The sequence below is a fragment of the Peribacillus sp. NPDC101480 genome, assembly GCF_050277335.1.
GTDB lineage: Bacteria > Bacillota > Bacilli > Bacillales > DSM-1321 > Peribacillus.
This window is the reverse complement of sequence record NZ_JBNNSB010000001.1, coordinates 1,061,851-1,080,756: the sequence shown is the minus strand read 5'-3', so window position 1 is coordinate 1,080,756 and position 18,906 is coordinate 1,061,851. Positions and strand designations below refer to the sequence as shown.

Here is an 18,906-nt window from a genome sequence, read left to right as displayed (position 1 = left end):
GAAACAAAAAAGCCGGTTTAAAAGGGAATCCCCTTCAAAGCCGGCTTGAACTTTTTATTTTTCCATCCATTCGGTATGGAACGTTCCTTCTTTATCAATGCGTTGATAAGTATGAGCTCCAAAATAGTCACGCTGTGCCTGAATAAGATTAGCTGGCAGCGTTTCTGTACGATAGCTGTCGAAATAGGCAAGTGCTGATGACAAGCAAGGAACCGGGATTCCATTCATCACTGCCGTTGATACTACCTCACGCAAAGCTCCTTGATAGCTTTCGACGATTCCTTGGAAGTAAGGATCTAGAAGAAGGTTGTTCAAGTTCGCTTCACGATCGTATGCTTCCTTGATTTTTTGGAGGAATTGTGCACGGATGATACATCCGCCACGGAAAATCATCGCGATGTCCCCATATTGCAAGTTCCAGTCATTTTCTTCCGATGCTGCTTTCATTTGTGCAAATCCTTGTGCATATGAACAGATTTTGCTCATATAAAGTGCTTTACGGATACTTTCGATCAAAGCCTTTTTGTCGCCTGTAAATGATTCGGCTTTTGGCCCACGAAGGATTTTACTCGCTTCAACACGCTCGTCCTTGATTGCTGAAATAAACCGGGCGAATACGGATTCCGTAATGATTGGAAGCGGAACACCAAGATCAAGCGCACTTTGACTTGTCCATTTCCCAGTACCTTTTTGGCCAGCTTTATCTAAAATGACATCGACCATCGGCTTGCCGGTTTCTTCATCATATTTTTTAAATATATCAGCAGTAATTTCAATTAAATAGCTATCAAGTTCCCCTTCATTCCATTCAGAGAAGACTTCATGCAATTCTTGAGCAGATAATCCAAGAAGATTTTTCAGAAGGAAATAAGATTCGGAAATCAATTGCATGTCTCCGTATTCAATACCATTATGTACCATTTTAACATAATGACCTGCCCCATCCGGTCCGATATACGTGCAGCAAGCATCCCCATCGACCTTAGCTGAAATGTCCTTCAAGATCGGTGCAACCAGTTCATATGCTTCTTTTTGACCTCCAGGCATGATGGATGGACCTGTCAGAGCTCCTTCTTCCCCTCCTGACACGCCTGTACCGATGAAATGGATGCCAAGCTTGCTTAACTCCTCATTGCGGCGCTGAGTGTCCTTGAAGAAGGTATTCCCTCCATCAATAACGATATCACCTTTTTCAAGTAACGGTTTTAACTGCTCGATTGTTGCATCCGTTGCCGCTCCTGCTTTAACCATCAATAAAATTTTGCGGGGTGTTTCCAAAGAATTGACGAATTCTTCAAGCGTATAAGCGGCTGTTACGTTTTTGCCTTCCGCTTCCTTCATCATTTCGTCCGTTTTTGATCCTGAGCGATTATACACGGAAATTGAATATCCCCTGCTTTCAATATTAAATGCAAGGTTCTTGCCCATTACGGCTAGTCCGATAACGCCAATCTGCTGTTTTGTCATGATTCATCTTTCCCTTCTCTATATCTTTACACAGCCTGTACGCTAATCTTTGTCAAAAGAAGGATCATTCCTCCTGGTTTGCTCAAAGAAATCTTTACTGAAGCTAGTGTCTGTTCCAATTGAACGATTTTTCAAGGGTAATCCCTTTTTAATAATATTTTCTCCGTACTTATTTTGCAAGTGTTCCATCGCTTCATACAGAGGTTCTTTTTCTGCATCCTCTTGAAAGGAGAAAATATCCAGTTGCTTGAAGGCCGACTCTTTTTCGATGACATCATAGGCAGTGACACCAAGAAGCCTGATTCCTTCCCCATTCCAATTTTTCATGAATAGATCGATAGCTCCATCCAAAATATCCTTTTTTTCAAAAACTGGATTAGGAACCGTTCTGCTTCTCGTTATAGTGCGGCGGTCTTTGTAACGGATCGTCACACCTATTTTTTGACCAAGCAGGCGTTTATTTCTCAAACGGACGGCTACCTTGCCGGAAAGCTTATCCAATACACCAATCAGTTCTTTTTGATTGGCAGAGTCATGCGGAAGAGTTGTCGAGTTCCCAATGCTCTTATGCTCAAAAATCGCTTCGGGATCCACTACTCTGGGGTCGATTCCATTAGCCCTATCTTTCAAACGGATGCCATTGATACCAAGTAGCTGTTTAAGTTGACTATCATTGGCGTGTGCTAGGTCCCTTATCGTCTTTATCCCGATAGTTTGAAGCTTTTCCGAGGTCTTATCCCCGATGCCGTGCATTTCGCCAACTTGTAAAGGCCAGAGCTTTTCCGGAATGTCCCGTTTCCTTAACACAGTGATTCCCATAGGTTTCTTCATATCGGAAGCAGTTTTGGCCAAAAACTTATTAGGGGCAATCCCGATGCTGCAAGGGAGATCCATCGTATTAAAAATTCTTTCCTGAATGCTATTGGCTATATCTAAAGGCGAACCCAACTCGGCGCATTCACTAATATCCAGATACCCCTCATCAATCGAAACCGGTTCAACCATCTCTGTATATTGCCTCAATACATCGAAAATAGCCAGTGATGCCTTTCGATAGCGCTCGAAATTCGGTTTCTGAATGACTAATTGAGGACATAGTTTTTTTGCCTGCCAAATCGGCATGGTCGTTTTAACCCCGAACTTCCTCGCCTCATAGCTGCAGGTGACGATTATCCCCCTTCTCTCTTCAACATTGCCCGCAATGGCTAGCGGTTTGCCTTTCAATGAAACATCATATGACATTTCCACTGAAGCATAGAAACTATTCATGTCTACATGGAGAATGACCCTGCCATTTTTGGGATACATGTCCTTCATGTTTGACCGTCACATCCTTGTAAAAATAAGAAACACCGGATTATAGGGACAATAAAAAACCATTTCTATTAAGGTACCCCTATTTATCTTTGGTAACCTCGGTGAAAGATGCTCCACTCCAAGAAAAACAGCCATCATGTCATTGATGACTGTAATCCTTCAATACTTTGAACGCCTTCCAAATATATACGAGTTCTTGCTGATCAATGTCGTAATCAAACGGCAATACCGATTACTTAATAAGGCACCGTTCAATGGGTATAAATCAAGAATTTCACGGGTTCAATCGAAAAGGCATATCCCTTATCCTTCGCAAGAAATACGACCACCTTTTCGATTCACTCAGGAAAACTCCTACATTACACTGTCATATTGCGGGTGATTATTCCCCTGATACTTCTTTGATGATAGCGACGACCATTTCAGCTAGCTTCGTTAATTCCTCAACCGGAATTCTTTCATTCGTAGTATGGATATCTTCATAGCCCACTGCGAGATTGACAGTAGGGATGCCAAAGCCTGCAATGACATTCGCATCGCTTCCTCCGCCGCTTTTAACCAGCTCGCATGGACGGCCGATTTTCTCTGCTGCCTTCCTTGCAATTTCGACTACATGATCACCAGCACCATATTTAAAACCAGGATACATGACGTTAACTTCAACTTCAGCACGTCCGCCCATTTCAATGGCTGCAGTCTCAAATGCCTCTTTCATTTTCGCTACCTGTATTTCCATTTTTTCAGGAATCAAGGATCTTGCTTCTGCAAGGATTTCCACATGGTCACAAACAATATTGGTTTGCTGTCCACCCTGGAAACGTCCGATATTGGCTGTCGTTTCCTCGTCGATTCTGCCTAATGGCATTCTAGAGATTGCTTTGGCAGCGATCGTAATGGCCGAAACGCCTTTCTCAGGAGCGACACCAGCGTGAGCAGTCTTGCCTAAAATGGTTGCAGACACTTTCGCCTGAGTAGGTGCAGCAACAACCACATTGCCCACTTTTCCATCACTATCAAGTGCAAAACCGAATTTAGCCGTTACAAGGGAGCGATCCAATGCCTTTGCACCAACCAAGCCAGATTCTTCACCGACTGTTATGATGAATTCGATTGTTCCATGTTCGATATTCTGTTCTTTCAACACTTTAAGCGTTTCTAGCATGACCGCTAATCCAGCTTTGTCATCCGCCCCTAAAATGGTCGTTCCGTCTGACACTATGTATCCATCTTTGATGGAAGGCTTGATTCCGTTCCCTGGAACAACCGTATCCATATGGGAGGTGAAATAAATGGTATCTACGCCTTCTTTCATTCCTTTTAAAGTACATACTAAATTCCCTGCACCATGACCGGTAACTGCTGTTGTATCATCTTCAAAAACTTCTACACCCAGTGCCCCGAATTTTTCTTTCAGCACTTTGGCGATGGCTGCTTCATTTTTCGTTTCGGAATCAATCTGCACCAATTCCATAAATTCATTAACTAAACGTTCTTCATTAATCATAAAATAAAACCTCCAAAAAAGTTTTCCTCTTTAATTATACTTCTAAAAGCCGCGCCCCGGCAAATAATGTGATAGGAAGAACCCAGCCTGATAAAACATGCTGGTCATTTCCCTGCCGGAGGGCCTTGTTAAAAAGATGAATGAAGACTTAAATATTGTTTTCTTTAAAATGATAGCTTCCCAGTATGGAAAAGAGCCCAAAACAGATGGTTTGGGCTCTTTTCCATGTTGATCACAACGGGATATTTCCGTGTTTTTTCCATGGTCGAGTTTCTTTTTTGTTGCGCAGCATTTCTAGAGATTGAATGATCTTAATCCTGGTTTCACGGGGATCAATAACATCATCCACCATTCCAAGACTTGCGGCAACATATGGATTGGCGAACTTCTCACGGTATTCTTCAATTTTAGCTGCACGTGTCGACTCTGGATCTTCGCTATTTTGTATTTCACGGGCAAAAATGATATTTGCCGCTCCAGCAGAGCCCATTACCGCAATTTCAGCATTCGGCCATGCAAACGTAAGATCCGCACCGATGGATTTACTATTAAGTGCCACGTAAGCTCCTCCGTATGCTTTACGCAGGATGATCGTCAATTTTGGTACTGTCGCTTCCGAATAAGCATACAGGAGCTTTGCACCATGGCGAATGATCCCGCCATGTTCTTGTTTAACACCCGGGAAAAAACCCGAAACGTCTTCAAACGTAATTAGCGGAATGTTAAACGAGTCACAGAAACGAATGAAACGGGCAGCCTTATCTGATGAATCAATATCAAGCCCCCCTGCCAACACCTTTGGCTGGTTACAGACCAGCCCCACTGATTTCCCTTTGATGCGCGCCAAGCCGACAACTATGTTTTTTGCAAAACCCTCTTGAACTTCCATAAAGGAATCCTCATCGACAACCTGCTCCAATACTTTCCGGACATCATATGGACGGATCCCTTCATAAGGTACTACATCCGTTAAGTCCGGACGGTAGTCATCTCCATCGTCAGCTTCCAAAACCGGCGGCTTCTCTTCATTATTTTGTGGAAGATAGCTCAGGAGGCGTCTAACGTCTGCCAGTACTTGCTCCTCAGATGCCCCCTTGAAATGGGCATTACCGCTTATGGTATTATGTACAGTCGCTCCACCCAATCCTTCAGATGAAATCTTTTCACCTGTAACCGTTTCAATGACTTTAGGCCCTGTTATGAACATTTGGCTCGTTTTTTCAACCATGAAGACAAAGTCGGTTATGGCTGGGGAATATACGGCTCCGCCTGCACAAGGTCCCATAATAACCGAAATCTGTGGAATGACCCCTGAATAAATCGAATTCCGGTAAAATATTTGGCCATATCCGTCAAGCGAAACTACACCTTCTTGAATACGAGCCCCGCCAGAATCGTTCAAACCAATGAATGGCGCTCCATTTTCCGCTGCCAAATCCATAACATTGGCAATTTTCAGAGCATGCATTTCACCGAGTGCTCCGCCAAAAACAGTAAAATCCTGTGAAAACAGATAAATGTCGCGGCCGTTGACCTTACCGTAACCGGTGACAACCCCTTCTCCCGGCCCTTCTTCCTTTTCCATGCCAAAATTGGTATTACGGTGTTTGATAAAAGGATTAAGCTCTATGAAAGTACCCGGATCAACTAAAAGTTCAATTCTTTCCCTTGCAGTTAGTTTGCCCTTTTCATGCTGCTTATCGATTCTTTCTTCACCGCCGCCCATTTCCACTTTACGGCGTCTGTCATATAGGTCATTGATTGTATCATATATGTCTGTCATTCCTGCTCCTCCTTTGATAATGCTTGTTCACAAAGCTCATATAATACACCCGCGGTTGACTTGGGATGAACGAAAGCAACATTCGCATTGTGCGCTCCCTTTCTTGATGAGTCATCAATCATGCGCAATCCAGATTCTTTGATTTCCTTTATTCTATCTTTAATATCATCGACCCCAAGGGCAACATGATGAATCCCTTCACCGCGTTTTTCAATGAATTTGGCGATTGGGCTTGCCGGTGATAACGCTTCCAACAACTCCAAACGCGTATTGCCTGCCAGGATGAAGGCCACTTTCACTCCTTGGCTCTCCACTGTCTCGATTCCTTCAAGTTGCAATTTCAACGTTTCCGTGTAAAGCGGCAAGGCTTCATCCAGGGACTTGACGGCAATACCGATATGATCGATATTTTTAATCATCATAAAAACCTCCATGCTATGTATTATTGGATGACTCCATTAAAATACTACTAATCTTGCATAAAACCTTTTAAGATTCGGAATAATATGAACATTATACTTTTACTTGTTTCTACTAAATGTTCAAGTTAAAATAAAATCAATTAAACTGTTTTAAGGGAGAGGGCATATGGGAAACAAGAAAATCAGAAAAATCGTCGTGTATTTAATGCTTATCTCAATGTTATTAACAAGCTTATTATCAGGTATCGCATTTCTTTTGTAATAGACACCGTAATCGGGAGGGAAGCAAAGCTTCCCTCTCTTTATTTTATCGCTCCATTTTTCTTTGCCAACGTTTTGAAATCCTCGTTCGATATGGTGATCAACACCTTAGTGCCGATGGGGACTTTTTCGTACAAACGCTCTACATCGGATTTATGCATCCGTACACAGCCATTTGATATGTATTTACCAATTGATGATGGCTGATTCGTACCATGGATGCCGTAAATCCTCCCATCGGTATTTCGTGCATCGAATCCAATCCACCGCGACCCGAGAGGGTTCCTTGGATCGCCACCAGGAATATTCTTTTTCCGGTAATATGGATTGACCGCTTTTACTTTTACCGTGAAAATCCCTTCAGGCGTCAGTTCCTGACTCTTTCCCGTACCGACCGGCAGAATCTCCTTGACCTCGTTATCATCAATGAACGCCAATTTATTGTTGGCTTTATTGATGATGATAAACGGATCGCCAGGCTTGACCGACTGAGGTTGGGCCTGTACCTGAAGCGGCCACAACGATAGCATAAGCAACAAAGAAAGGATCCATTTCATTTGTATCAATTCCTTTACTTTTTTGCTTAGTTTAAGCCAAGTGCCTCTTTTTCATTCGGTTGCTGGTCAGCTTGGGCAACCCCTTGAAAGAATGCTTCAACAATAAATAGCGCTCCATTTCCTTCATGAGCTGCAGTAATGCGGCCCTGGATTCGAACTCTTCCCGTGTCTGCGGCAGTGCCATTCCCCTAAAATGAATCTCCATTTCTTCAAGTTTTTTCAGATAAAGAATGGCCGTATTTTGCGGGTGGACGTTTTCTGCCAAATCTTCTATAAAATCAGCCACTATCCCGCTTTGCTTGACGACCAACGGAATATTCGTGACTAGGGGAAGAATTCGTTCAATTATTTCAAATTGCTTTTCACGCATTTTGAAATAATGGTAATACAGGTCTTCTTCCCTTAAAAAATGATTTTCCACATCCCTGAAGGCAAGGCTTTTGGCCTGATTAAGAAGATTGGCCGTTTCGGTGATTTCCTTACCATCCCATGTGTGATCATTATCCCTTAAGTAGCGGACAATCCCCATCAAGATCGCACTAAAATTAGTTTCGATACTTTCCTGATAGGCCAGCAGTTTGTCATCGACACTGGGCATGTACAGGTTCATGACAAGCGCCACTCCAACTCCAACTGCAATTAATATCGTTTCATTGATCAGCAGGGAAAAAGTGATGTCACCAGACCCATATAGGTGCATGATGATGACGCTGCTCGTTACAATCCCCTCATTAATCTTCAAGGCAACTGTCGTTGGAATGAAAATCAAGAGGATCAAACCTATTACCAGCGGGTGGAATGCGATGAACTGAAACAATAGGGATGAATAGGCCATTGCAATCAAACAAGCTAATAACCGGTGCCAGGAGGCATACACCGACTTCTTTTTCGTAACTTGAATGCATAAGATCGCAATGATTCCCGCAGCAGAGAAATATTCGAGATTAAGCATTTGTGCAATAATAATTGCCAGGGTGGCCCCCAAAGCAGTTTTAATCGTCCTGTATCCGATTTTAAACATTGTTATGTATCACCTGGCTCTTTCTCTATCTATTATAATACTATCAGGAAATGAGATATTTTCACAGTCCTTTGCGAGTTAAATTTCCAATTTTTCTAAATACATTCACGCAAAAATACATTATAGGAAAAAAATAAAAAAGGTAACCTAAACGTTACCTTTTTTCACAATTATATACTATTCACTTTAACTTATAAAACTTTTTCCAAAAAGTCTTTTGCACGCTGGCTTTTCGGATTGGTAAAGAATTCTTGCGGAGCACTTTCCTCAACGAGCAGACCTCCGTCCAGGAATAGTACTCGATCGGCCACTTCTTTGGCAAACCCCATTTCATGCGTTACGATCAGCATGGTCATCCCCGTATGTGCCAGTGACTTCATAACCTCAAGCACTTCTTTTACCATTTCGGGATCAAGCGCTGAAGTCGGCTCATCGAAAAGCATTACTTCCGGGTTCATTGCCAATGCCCGTGCAATAGCGACCCTTTGTTTTTGTCCGCCTGACAGTCGATTTGGATAAGCCGATTCTTTATCGGCCAAACCGACTTTAGTCAAAAGCTCACGAGCTTGTTTTACAGCCTCGGCCTTTGATAATTTTTTCACCTTCATTGGTGCATATGTCAGATTCTCCAGTACGGTTTTATGCGGAAATAAATGAAAATGCTGAAATACCATTCCGACATTTTCACGCACCTTCATGATATTGGTCTTTTTTTCAGTGATGATTTGATCTTTAAACCTGATTTGACCATCAGTTGGAGTTTCCAGCATATTGATGCAGCGCAAGAAAGTTGATTTTCCCGACCCTGATGGACCGATGATCGCTAACACTTCACCTTGCCCTATCTCGGTGCTGATTCCTTTTAATACCTCGAGCTTGCCATAGTTTTTTTTGAGTCCATCAATTTTAATCACTGCGTCTCATTCTCCTTTCAATCACTTTGCCTAAGATGGTGAGAACCATGACCATAACATAATAAATGAGGCCGGCAAATAATATCGGCTCGAAGAATTTATATGTCTCACCGCCGACAATATAAGAACGGCGCATGATATCCCCTAATCCAATAATGGTGACGACGGCTGATTCCTTCGTTAAGGAAATCAATTCGTTCACAAGGGATGGCAGGATATTCTTGATGGCCTGCGGTAGGATAATATTAAGCATCATTCCTGAATAGGGAACACCAAGTGCAAGCGAAGCTTCGCGTTGGCCTTTATCGACAGCTAAAATGCCTCCCCTGATAATTTCAGAGATGTATGCTGCTGAATTTAGCCCGAATGCTAAAAATGCTGCTTGGAACGCTTCGATTTGAATCCCTAATATTTGTGGTGAACCAAAATAAATCAGCATTAATTGCAGCACTAAAGGGGTACCGCGAAAAATAGATGTATAAAAGTCAGCAATCCAATTTAAGGGCTTGATTCTGCTGATCTTAAGTATAGATAATAATATTCCCAAAACAAATCCGATTACTGCCGCTACCGCTACAACCTTTAATGTAGTCGGTATCCCCTCCAGGATATATGGAAGGGAAGGAATAATCCTTTCAAATTCAAGATTCACTCCATTCATCCTCTCTTATGAAGGCCGTTAACGGGCCTTTCTCCTGCTTCATTTTATTAACAATAAAGCGCGGAAAAACGTTCAGAAGGCATTCTGAACGCTTTTCATCTCTCTGTTTTATTCAGTTTCACTGCCACCGAACCATTTTAATATTAATTTTTCCATTTCGCCATTTTCCATCATTTTTTTCAACTCGGCATTGAATTCTTCAGTTAACTTGCTTCCTTTTTGGAATGCGATTGCCGAACCGGCATCTTGATCACCAGACTCGATCACATGGCCCACCAATTCTTTATTATCTTTCAAGTAGCCTTTTGCAACAGTATCTTCCATGATCACGGCGTCAAAACGTCCTGTTGACATTTCTTGAACAACTTCTGGAATACGATTCCGTTTTTCAACTTTCATCCCGATATTTTGGGATTTATTCAAATCATTTGCCAATGTCTCCTGGATGGATGCAAGCTGTACGCCTACCGTTTTCCCTTTTAAATCTTCAACAGTTTTGATCTTACTGTCCTCTGTCGTGATGATCATGTTTTTAGCTGTATAGTAAATATCACTGAAATCGACTGATTGCTCACGTTTTTCAGTTGGAGTCATTCCAGAGATAACGAAATCGACCGATTTATTTTCCAGAGCAGGAACAAGACTATTAAAGTCAATGTCCTTCACTTGGACTTCATAACCTAATTTTTTTCCGATTGCTTTAGCGATATCAATGTCAAATCCTTTGATTTCATCACTTTTAGACGTTTCAACAAATTCAAATGGCGGATAATCCGCAGATGTTCCCATTACCAGAACCTTTTTGTCTTCTTTGTCAGCTGTGTTCTTATCTTCTTTCTCTGATGTTCCGCATGCCGCTAAAATACCTACTAATAAAACAGAAGTAAGCAACAATGCTAACTGCTTTTTCAACTTCATTATTATTCCTCCAAAATGATATTTTCAATTCTCTTGTTATTAAATTCGGTTTAGTTAAAATTTGAATAACTAATATTCATACACTAATGTGTATTTTAACACACTCTAATAATTATTCAATAACGTAAATAATAGATTCATTTTTCAGAATATTACTATAATTCCATTTCTGGATTCACGCTTTTTCCTTAAAGGGAATATTTCGGCTTCCTTATCTATCTTCTTTCCTAAACGTTCCTTATTTATGCAGATTCATGAATAAAAAAACCCGCCGATTGGGCGGGTTTTTTAGGTTATCGCTATGGGTTACACTTCTTCGCAATATTGATCGAAGTAGTCTTGTAATTTTTCTACTACAGACATCGGGTGGTGTCCTTCAATTTCATGGCGCTCTATCATCGTGATGATTTTTCCATCCTTAAGCAATGCAAATGATGGAGATGACGGCGGATATCCTTCGAAATAATCACGGGCTTTCTCCGTCGCCTCTTTATCTTGCCCAGCAAAAACGGTTACAAGCTGATCTGGGCGTTTATCATTATGGATTGCATGTGCCGCTGCAGGTCTAGCTATTCCCCCGGCGCAGCCACAAACGGAGTTGACCATAACAAGTGTCGTTCCTTTTTGTGCAAATACTTCCTCAACTTCCTCGGGAGTAGTCAATTCTGTATATCCAGCAGTCTTTATCTCATCGCGAGCCTGTTTGACTACGTCGTTCATTAAAAAATTAAAATCCATATTCATGGCATGTGCTCCTTCCAAGTTTTCTCTTCAATCCTATCATAACAATTGCGACTTCGTGATTCAATAAATTTACCTGTCAAAACTGCATAAACCATTTCCGAACACGTTTAAAACGAAAGGTAAGCGGGAATCATGTGTGTAACAACAAGACTTACAAAAGGATGGGGCAGGCGTGGGAGACAATCCACGCCTGCCTCATCCCATTTCTTTTTAATTTGACTTAAATGTATCGGTAAAAGATTGAAAGGCCTGCTTAACAGCAGCAGTGACCGTTTTATTCCCTGACATCACTTGATTCTCGAGAATTGGGAGAAGACTCTTGACTGTTTCATTTTTATAAAACATCATTTTAAGCTGGTGATCCATCAATGAATAAAGCCATTCCTTAGATTGCATTCTTCTCCGTTCTTGAAAAACACCCGATTCCTTGGTCAAATCGGAAAATTCATTCATTACATCCCAAAGCTCAGGAATTCCTTTACCGGTTATGGCTGAACAAGTATATGCCTTTCCTGCCCAACCCTTTGTTGCTGGCTGAAGGAAGTGCAAGATTCTGCTATATTCGGACTTCGTCCTAATCGCCAGCGGAATGTTCTCTCCATCGGCTTTATTGACCACAATTCCGTCCACAAGTTCCAGAATACCTTTTTTCATCCCTTGTAATTCATCTCCGGCACCTGTAAGGACAAGGAGCATGAAGAAGTCGACCATACTTCGAACTATAGCTTCACTCTGACCGACACCGACCGTTTCAATCAGTATCACATCAAATCCTGCCGCTTCACAAAGCAACATCGTTTCCCTCGTTTTGCGGTGAACTCCTCCTAGAGTGCCTTCGGATGGAGAGGGTCTTATGAAGGCATAGGGGTTTCTTGCCAGCTCCTCCATCCTTGTCTTATCGCCTAGTATACTTCCGCCATTGATCGAAGAGCTTGGATCGACGGCTAGAACGGCAACCTTATGGCCCCTGTCACACAAATAGGTTCCGAACGTCTCGATGAAGGTACTTTTTCCGGCACCGGGCACTCCGGAAATCCCGATGCGAATCGAATTTCCTGTATGAGGAAGGATGCTATGCAATAATTCCTGTGCATGATCCAAGTGGTGGGATGCATTGCTTTCAACCAATGTAATCCCTTTAGCCAGCTTGGCCCTGTCACCTTTTATGATTCCCTCTTTAAGTTTATGGACCGGTATGTTTACATTATGTTTTTTGACGAATTTGCTTTTAGAAGGTTTATTATGGCTTGCTGCTAATTCTACACCTGGCTTTAATGAAGAAGCAAAACCTTCCTGATTGTTTTGATCGACCCATTCGGGCTTCTTGTCTTCACTCATTATTGAGCCACTTCCTCATATCCGAGGCGATTGTATATTTCCTGAAGCACTTTCTTTGCTGCCTGCGGAATGACCGTACCAGGTCCAAAAATGGCTGTAGCTCCATTTTCCATTAGGTAATCATAATCCTGTGCAGGGATGACGCCGCCTACGATCACTATAATGTCCTCACGTCCCAAGTTCTTCAGTTCCGTCATAAGCTGCGGCAACAATGTTTTATGGCCGGCAGCAAGCGAACTCATTCCGACTACATGCACATCATTTTCCACGGCCTGGATGGCGGTTTCTTTCGGTGTTTGGAATAATGGACCGATATCGACATCATAGCCCAAATCCGCAAACCCCGTTCCGACTACTTTAGCTCCGCGATCATGACCGTCCTGACCCATTTTAGCCATTAACAAACGCGGTCTTCTTCCTTCATTTTCAAGAAACTCTTCCGTCATGCGGACGACTTCTTCAATTTCTGCTTCCTTTGAGTATGCCGAGCTGTATACACCGCTGATAGAACGGATCGTTGCTTTGTGACGTCCAGCAACCTCCTCAATCGCATCGGAGATTTCACCTAATGAAGCCCGTACTCTTGCAGCTTGCACAGCCAGTTCAAGAAGATTGCCTTCGCCAGTTCTGGCAGCCATGGATAGCGCTTGAAGGGCTTCATCCACCTTTTCCTGATCACGTTTCGCTTTTAATTCGCTCAAACGCTTAAGCTGACTTTCGCGAACTGCTGTATTATCAATCTCCAGTATTTCAATCGGATCTTCTTTTTTCAAACGATACTTATTTACACCTACGATCGTTTCATCCTGAGAATCGATTTTAGCCTGACGCTTTGCAGCGGCTTCCTCGATCCTCATTTTTGGAAGGCCGGTTTCAATAGCCTTCGCCATTCCGCCAAGGCCTTCGATTTCTTCTATGTGAGCCCAAGCCCGTTCGATCAATTCATTTGTGAGTGATTCTACATAGTATGAACCCGCCCATGGATCGATTACTTTTGTGATCCCCGTTTCCTCCTGCAGATATAACTGTGTATTACGTGCAATTCGTGCCGAGAAATCCGTTGGCAGGGCAATGGCCTCATCCAATGCGTTCGTATGCAGGGACTGTGTATGCCCAAGTGCAGCGGCATGCGCTTCAATAAGGGTCCTTGCGACATTGTTAAACGGATCCTGCTCGGAGAGGCTCCAGCCGGAGGTTTGGGAATGGGTTCTCAATGCCATCGCTTTATTATTTTTCGGCTCGAATTGTTTCATCAGTTTTGACCAAATGAAACGAGCCGCCCGCATTTTCGAGACTTCCATGAAATAGTTCATTCCTACAGCCCAGAAGAATGACAGTCGTGGTGCGAACTTATCGATATCAATACCTGCTTTCATTCCGGTACGTGCATACTCAAGCCCATCAGCCAACGTATAGGCAAGTTCGATATCAGCCGGTGCCCCCGCTTCTTGCAGATGATAACCGGAGATGGAAATGGAATTGAATTTGGGCATATATTTGGATGTATACTCAAATATATCAGCTATGATTTTCATGGACATTTCAGGTGGGTAGATATACGTATTCCGAACCATGTATTCCTTTAAGATGTCATTTTGAATCGTGCCTGAAAGCTTATCCTGTGTTACGCCTTGTTCTTCAGCTGTCACGATATAAAATGCAAGTATGGGTAATACTGCGCCGTTCATCGTCATTGACACGGACATTTGATCAAGCGGAATGCCGTCAAATAGGATTTTCATGTCAAGAATTGAATCAATGGCAACTCCCGCCTTTCCCACATCACCGACAACGCGTGGATGATCGGAGTCATAACCGCGGTGTGTAGCTAAATCAAAGGCAACTGAGAGCCCTTTTTGCCCCATCGCCAGGTTACGTCTGTAAAACGCATTGGATTCCTCAGCAGTCGAAAAACCTGCATACTGACGTACCGTCCAAGGACGATTGACATACATCGAAGGATACGGTCCTCTTGTAAAAGGAGCGATGCCTGGCACACTTTCCATATGCTCCAAGTCACGATTATCTTTCTCAATATAAAGCGGTTTGATTTTTATTTGTTCATTGGTTTCAAACAAAAGATCCTCAATGTTTTTCCCAACGGCTTTTTCGGCTTCCTTTTTCCATGCCTCCACCGTACCTTTAACCTCAGACTTAGCAGGATTTATAGCAGAAAAATTCGGTTTTTTCATTTCAGTTCACCCCCAGCTTCTGCAATAATTCCGATAAAATGGCTATTGCATTCGTTTTGACATGGATAAAATCTTTGACTCCGGCTTCACATAGTGTAATCTCAAATTCTTCTTGCTGCTTGCCGGCACTATAAATAGTGATTTCAGGGAATTGCTTTTTAATTTCTTTAATGGTGACTGGCGCCAATTCCGAATAGTCACCATCACTGCCGCAAACACAATAGATAGGGAGCTTGGTCGCAGCTACATAATCGACTGCTTCCTCAACGGTTTGACACCCCTTACTGCCGGTTGTTTCAATACCACCTGCTGCAGCAAGACTTGTAACGAAATCTGCACGAGGTTTATAAGATTTGAGATTTTTCAAATTAATTAAACCAATAGTTGGGGCCGTTCCACTTATTTCTTTATACTTTTCACTGCGTAGCCTTAACTGTTCGAACTGAATGGATACCCGATCCAAGTAAAGTGGTGTAATGCCAACTGGCTTCTCAACTTTCATATATGACACATGGTTATCCCGTGTCGTGTTTTTAATCTTATCAGCAGGATTCGGATATACATTCGTTCCGATGATACTTTCTTTTCTGAAAGCCGCATTTTGAACCTTTTCTTGGTAAACTTCAGCTATTTCCTTCTGAAGGGTGCCTTGTTTAATTAGCTCAAGAATCCCTCCAGCTGCATCGATTTCAAGGAATTTCGCCCAAGCCTTTTCAGCCAATTCATCCGTTAGTTGCTCAACATACCATGAACCGCCAGCAGGATCGACCACTGTTGTGATATTTGTTTCTTCTTTTAAAATCAAGTGAATATTACGGGCAATTCTTTCTGAGAAATCATCGGTTTCACCAGTTGCGTGTGTGAATGGATGAATTTGAAGATATTGAATCCCTCCAATTGCGGCAGCGAAAGCTTGGTTTGTTGTCCGAAGAATATTGACGTGCTGATCATATAGCGTTTCTGTCAACTCGGAAGTAACGGCATGTATCTCCATTTTAAAATGGTCAGATGCTGTATCGAAAGCTTCTGCAAGACCTGCCCAAAGCCTTCTTGCAGCCCGTAGCTTAGCGATGGACATGAAGTAATTCGAATCCACAGCAAAAGAGAATACTATTCTTTCGGAAACCGAAGCAATAGAAAGCCCTTGCTTTTGCCCTTCCAATAGATATTGGACCGCTGCCGATAATCCGTAAGCTATTTCTTGTACGGCATTGGCTCCTCCATTATGGTAGACTGCCGTATTAATCAAAACTGTTTTTAAATCCCTGCCTACCTTCTGATAATCTTGGATTGTCTTCAGCCAGTCTGCAAAATAGTTATCCGTATCTTCTGGCAGCTGACCGCAAATGAGCCATTCTGCAATGGGATCTTCAGCAATAACGCCTGTCATTTGGGTATTTTGTGCTTCAGCAACCGCTTTGAAATGAGGGAATAATCCTTTTTGTTTCCCCTTAAGGTCAATGAAAACCGGTATTTCTTTTAATGGGATATCCTTAAACAATTTTTCAGCCCTTGCTCCCTCGGCAAGCAATCGTGCAGGGTATGCCACGACATTTTGACCGCGCTTGAATGAAGCCTTCATCTTTTCATTTGCTTCTTCAGCCGTGATACCGCTTACAGGTTGAACGACAAGCCAAGGTTTCTCATGATATCCCGTTGGGGACGTTCCTCGGGTGAAAGGGAAGAATCCTGGAAATTCAGCTTCAGCTACTTTTTCCGTTGATTCCGCCTTTTCTGTATAGAGCGGATATAAAGTGATGCCCTCATATGTATTCGTTTTTAGCTTTTCTACACTTTTCCCTTTTAAACTTGCTTCCGCAGCTTCTTTCCACTCTTCAAAAGAAGGCTTAGGAAAGGTTATGTTTTTTACATCTTTCAGTTCCATCTGTAATCGCTTTCTTATCTTTTGCCGCCTCATACGCCCTGTCCCTTCATTGGGAGAACGAACGCTCAGTCAGTTTTGGATAAGAAAACCACCCTCCCGTCAATTTAATCTGGATTATACTAACATTCTACCATATTTTTCTTGAAATTTAAGACAATAGAAATTAGCAAATCTGTTATAAGGGAAAACACTAGCCTATTTCGCCTCTTTATAAATCAAGTACAGCCCTGATCTGTATTAGAACAGCTCTTAATAAAATAATAGCAAAAATAAAATTTTTGTCGATGTTTTTCTACGGAAAAGAGAAATGACTGGGTTAAACTTTGGCGAACGAATCGGCATACTTCATCTTTGACTAAATCAAAAGTGAAAGGGAAATCGATAACTGCTAGACTAAATGAAGTTCAGGAACCACCCTCATCACCTTAGGTATGGTTTCAAAATTTTAGAACAATGGTGATTGAAACGGGTTTGCGAGACTCCTGCTTGGAAGAGCGCGTCCAGTGGAACCCCATGCCTGGAGTTCCAAACAACGTTCAAATTGTAGCAATCATAAAAAAACTGTAGGCAAACTCGATTCATCGAGTTTGCCTACAGTCTAAAGGAATAACCCTCGGCCTTCCTTTTTTTCATTTTAGTAAATGGAAGTGTTATCTTTGGAAATCTTTTCGATGATTTCTTTAACCCTCGCGAGGAATCGTCCGCATACCAGTCCGTCCAAAACACGATGATCAAGTGATAAACAGAGATTTACCATATCTCGTACTGCAATCATGTCATTTATGACCACTGGGCGTTTTACAATCGTTTCAACTTGTAAAATGGCCGCCTGTGGATAATTGATGATTCCCATGGACTGGACAGAGCCGAATGAGCCAGTGTTATTAACAGTGAACGTACCACCTTGCATATCCTCTGCTTTTAACTTACCCGACTTCACTTTGGATGCAAGTTCCTGTATCTCCCTTGCTATACCTTTGATTGATTTTTCATCTGCATTTTTAATGACCGGTACAAATAATGCATCTTCAGTTGCAACGGCTATCGATATATTGATTTCTTTCTTTTGTATGATTTTTTCGCCTGCCCACATCGAATTGAGCTCTGGAAATTCCGTAAGGGCTTGAGCAACCGCTTTTACGAAAAAGGCAAAGTACGTTAAATTATAGCCTTCTTTTTGTTTAAAGTCGGATTTTAGATTATCACGCAATTTCACCATATTGCTTGCGTCAACTTCCACCATCGTCCAAGCATGCGGGATTTCGTGCTTACTTTTCAACATATTGGACGCAATTGCCTTACGGATTCCGGTAACGGGTATTTCCTTGTCACCAGCAGCAGTCGGCACATTTGTTACTGGACTGGTTTGACGACTAACTTGAGGGGCGACCTCTTTTGGAGCCGGATCGGATATCACGGAAGGCTCATCCGCCTTAGGAAGATTCCCTGATTCAACAAGTTTCAGTAAATCTTTACGGGTGATCCGTCCCTCATTCCCCGTTCCTTTAACCTTTGAAAGATCGATTCCATGCTCCTGGGAAAGTTTTAACACGGCAGGCGAATAGCGAGCTTTCCTTGATGGTTCGGCCGCTTGCTGCACTTCTCTTGTAACAGGTGCATCAACATTTTCCTCATTCTGAGAAACAGCTTGCCCAGCATTATCGTTATCCGTCTTTGCCGTTTCGACTTCAATCGAGCAAATGACTTCCCCGACTGCCAATGTTTGATTCTCATCCGCTTTCAATTCCTTGATGATGCCCGTAAAGGAGGAAGGAACCTCAGCATTTACTTTATCCGTCATCACTTCAGCTAGCGGATCGTATTTCGTGACATGATCCCCAGGCTTCACTAGCCATTTACTGATGGTTCCCTCTGTGACACTTTCGCCTAGTTGAGGCATCTTCATTAATTCCATAGCCATA

General features: G+C 42.4%; 16 protein-coding genes. 1 reads left to right on the top strand and 15 read right to left on the bottom strand.

What is annotated here, in order from left to right; translation table 11 throughout:
- Positions 1-54: 54 nt before the first annotated feature.
- From gndA to mce, 5 genes are all read right to left on the bottom strand, one after another.
- Positions 55-1,467: an NADP-dependent phosphogluconate dehydrogenase gene (gene gndA, locus ACQKMF_RS05375; protein WP_101222501.1), complete on the bottom strand. Its 1,413-nt coding sequence runs from the start codon at positions 1,465-1,467 to the stop codon at positions 55-57.
- A 42-nt stretch (positions 1,468-1,509) separates the two neighbouring features.
- Complete coding sequence (locus tag ACQKMF_RS05370; protein ID WP_101222502.1) at positions 1,510-2,784, bottom strand: DNA polymerase IV; 1,275 nt, start codon at positions 2,782-2,784, stop codon at positions 1,510-1,512.
- 382 nt (positions 2,785-3,166) lie between these two features.
- Positions 3,167-4,288: a tripeptidase T gene (locus ACQKMF_RS05365; protein WP_101222503.1), complete on the bottom strand. Its 1,122-nt coding sequence runs from the start codon at positions 4,286-4,288 to the stop codon at positions 3,167-3,169.
- A 232-nt stretch (positions 4,289-4,520) separates the two neighbouring features.
- Complete coding sequence (locus ACQKMF_RS05360; protein WP_402938312.1) at positions 4,521-6,071, bottom strand: acyl-CoA carboxylase subunit beta; 1,551 nt, start codon at positions 6,069-6,071, stop codon at positions 4,521-4,523.
- Positions 6,068-6,493, bottom strand: coding sequence for a methylmalonyl-CoA epimerase (gene mce / locus ACQKMF_RS05355; RefSeq protein WP_427572069.1), 426 nt, complete (start codon positions 6,491-6,493; stop codon positions 6,068-6,070). Before mce ends, ACQKMF_RS05360 begins: the two co-directional genes overlap by 4 nt.
- 166 nt (positions 6,494-6,659) lie before the next feature.
- Here mce and prli42 point away from each other — a divergent pair, with 166 nt between their 5' ends.
- Complete coding sequence (prli42, locus tag ACQKMF_RS05350; RefSeq protein ID WP_155726463.1) at positions 6,660-6,755, top strand: stressosome-associated protein Prli42; 96 nt, start codon at positions 6,660-6,662, stop codon at positions 6,753-6,755.
- A 40-nt stretch (positions 6,756-6,795) separates the two neighbouring features.
- Here prli42 and ACQKMF_RS05345 read toward each other — a convergent pair whose 3' ends face one another.
- From ACQKMF_RS05345 to ACQKMF_RS05300, 10 genes are all read right to left on the bottom strand, one after another.
- Complete coding sequence (locus ACQKMF_RS05345) at positions 6,796-7,311, bottom strand: L,D-transpeptidase (RefSeq protein ID WP_063233115.1); 516 nt, start codon at positions 7,309-7,311, stop codon at positions 6,796-6,798.
- Positions 7,312-7,342: 31 nt separating this feature from the next.
- Positions 7,343-8,332, bottom strand: coding sequence for an aromatic acid exporter family protein (locus ACQKMF_RS05340; protein WP_427572067.1), 990 nt, complete (start codon positions 8,330-8,332; stop codon positions 7,343-7,345).
- Positions 8,333-8,523: 191 nt separating this feature from the next.
- Positions 8,524-9,246: an amino acid ABC transporter ATP-binding protein gene (locus ACQKMF_RS05335; protein WP_101222507.1), complete on the bottom strand. Its 723-nt coding sequence runs from the start codon at positions 9,244-9,246 to the stop codon at positions 8,524-8,526.
- Complete coding sequence (locus tag ACQKMF_RS05330; RefSeq protein WP_101223460.1) at positions 9,239-9,898, bottom strand: amino acid ABC transporter permease; 660 nt, start codon at positions 9,896-9,898, stop codon at positions 9,239-9,241. Before ACQKMF_RS05330 ends, ACQKMF_RS05335 begins: the two co-directional genes overlap by 8 nt.
- Before the next feature lie 117 nt (positions 9,899-10,015).
- Positions 10,016-10,819: a transporter substrate-binding domain-containing protein gene (locus ACQKMF_RS05325; protein WP_170971507.1), complete on the bottom strand. Its 804-nt coding sequence runs from the start codon at positions 10,817-10,819 to the stop codon at positions 10,016-10,018.
- Positions 10,820-11,131: 312 nt separating this feature from the next.
- Positions 11,132-11,569, bottom strand: a complete 438-nt coding sequence (locus tag ACQKMF_RS05320; RefSeq protein ID WP_034308239.1) for a BrxA/BrxB family bacilliredoxin — start codon at positions 11,567-11,569, stop codon at positions 11,132-11,134.
- Between the two features lie 210 nt (positions 11,570-11,779).
- Positions 11,780-12,907, bottom strand: a complete 1,128-nt coding sequence (gene meaB, locus ACQKMF_RS05315) for a methylmalonyl Co-A mutase-associated GTPase MeaB (protein WP_427572064.1) — start codon at positions 12,905-12,907, stop codon at positions 11,780-11,782.
- Entirely contained in the window at positions 12,907-15,099 is a 2,193-nt protein-coding gene (gene scpA / locus ACQKMF_RS05310) for a methylmalonyl-CoA mutase (RefSeq protein ID WP_101222511.1), read from the bottom strand. The genes meaB and scpA overlap by 1 nt, the downstream gene beginning before the upstream one ends.
- Before the next feature lies 1 nt (position 15,100).
- On the bottom strand, positions 15,101-17,017 hold the full coding sequence (locus ACQKMF_RS05305; protein WP_402938325.1) for a methylmalonyl-CoA mutase family protein: 1,917 nt from the start codon (positions 17,015-17,017) through the stop codon (positions 15,101-15,103).
- Positions 17,018-17,618: 601 nt separating this feature from the next.
- On the bottom strand, positions 17,619-18,905 hold the full coding sequence (locus tag ACQKMF_RS05300) for a dihydrolipoamide acetyltransferase family protein (protein WP_402938328.1): 1,287 nt from the start codon (positions 18,903-18,905) through the stop codon (positions 17,619-17,621).
- Between the last annotated feature and the right edge of the window lies 1 nt (position 18,906).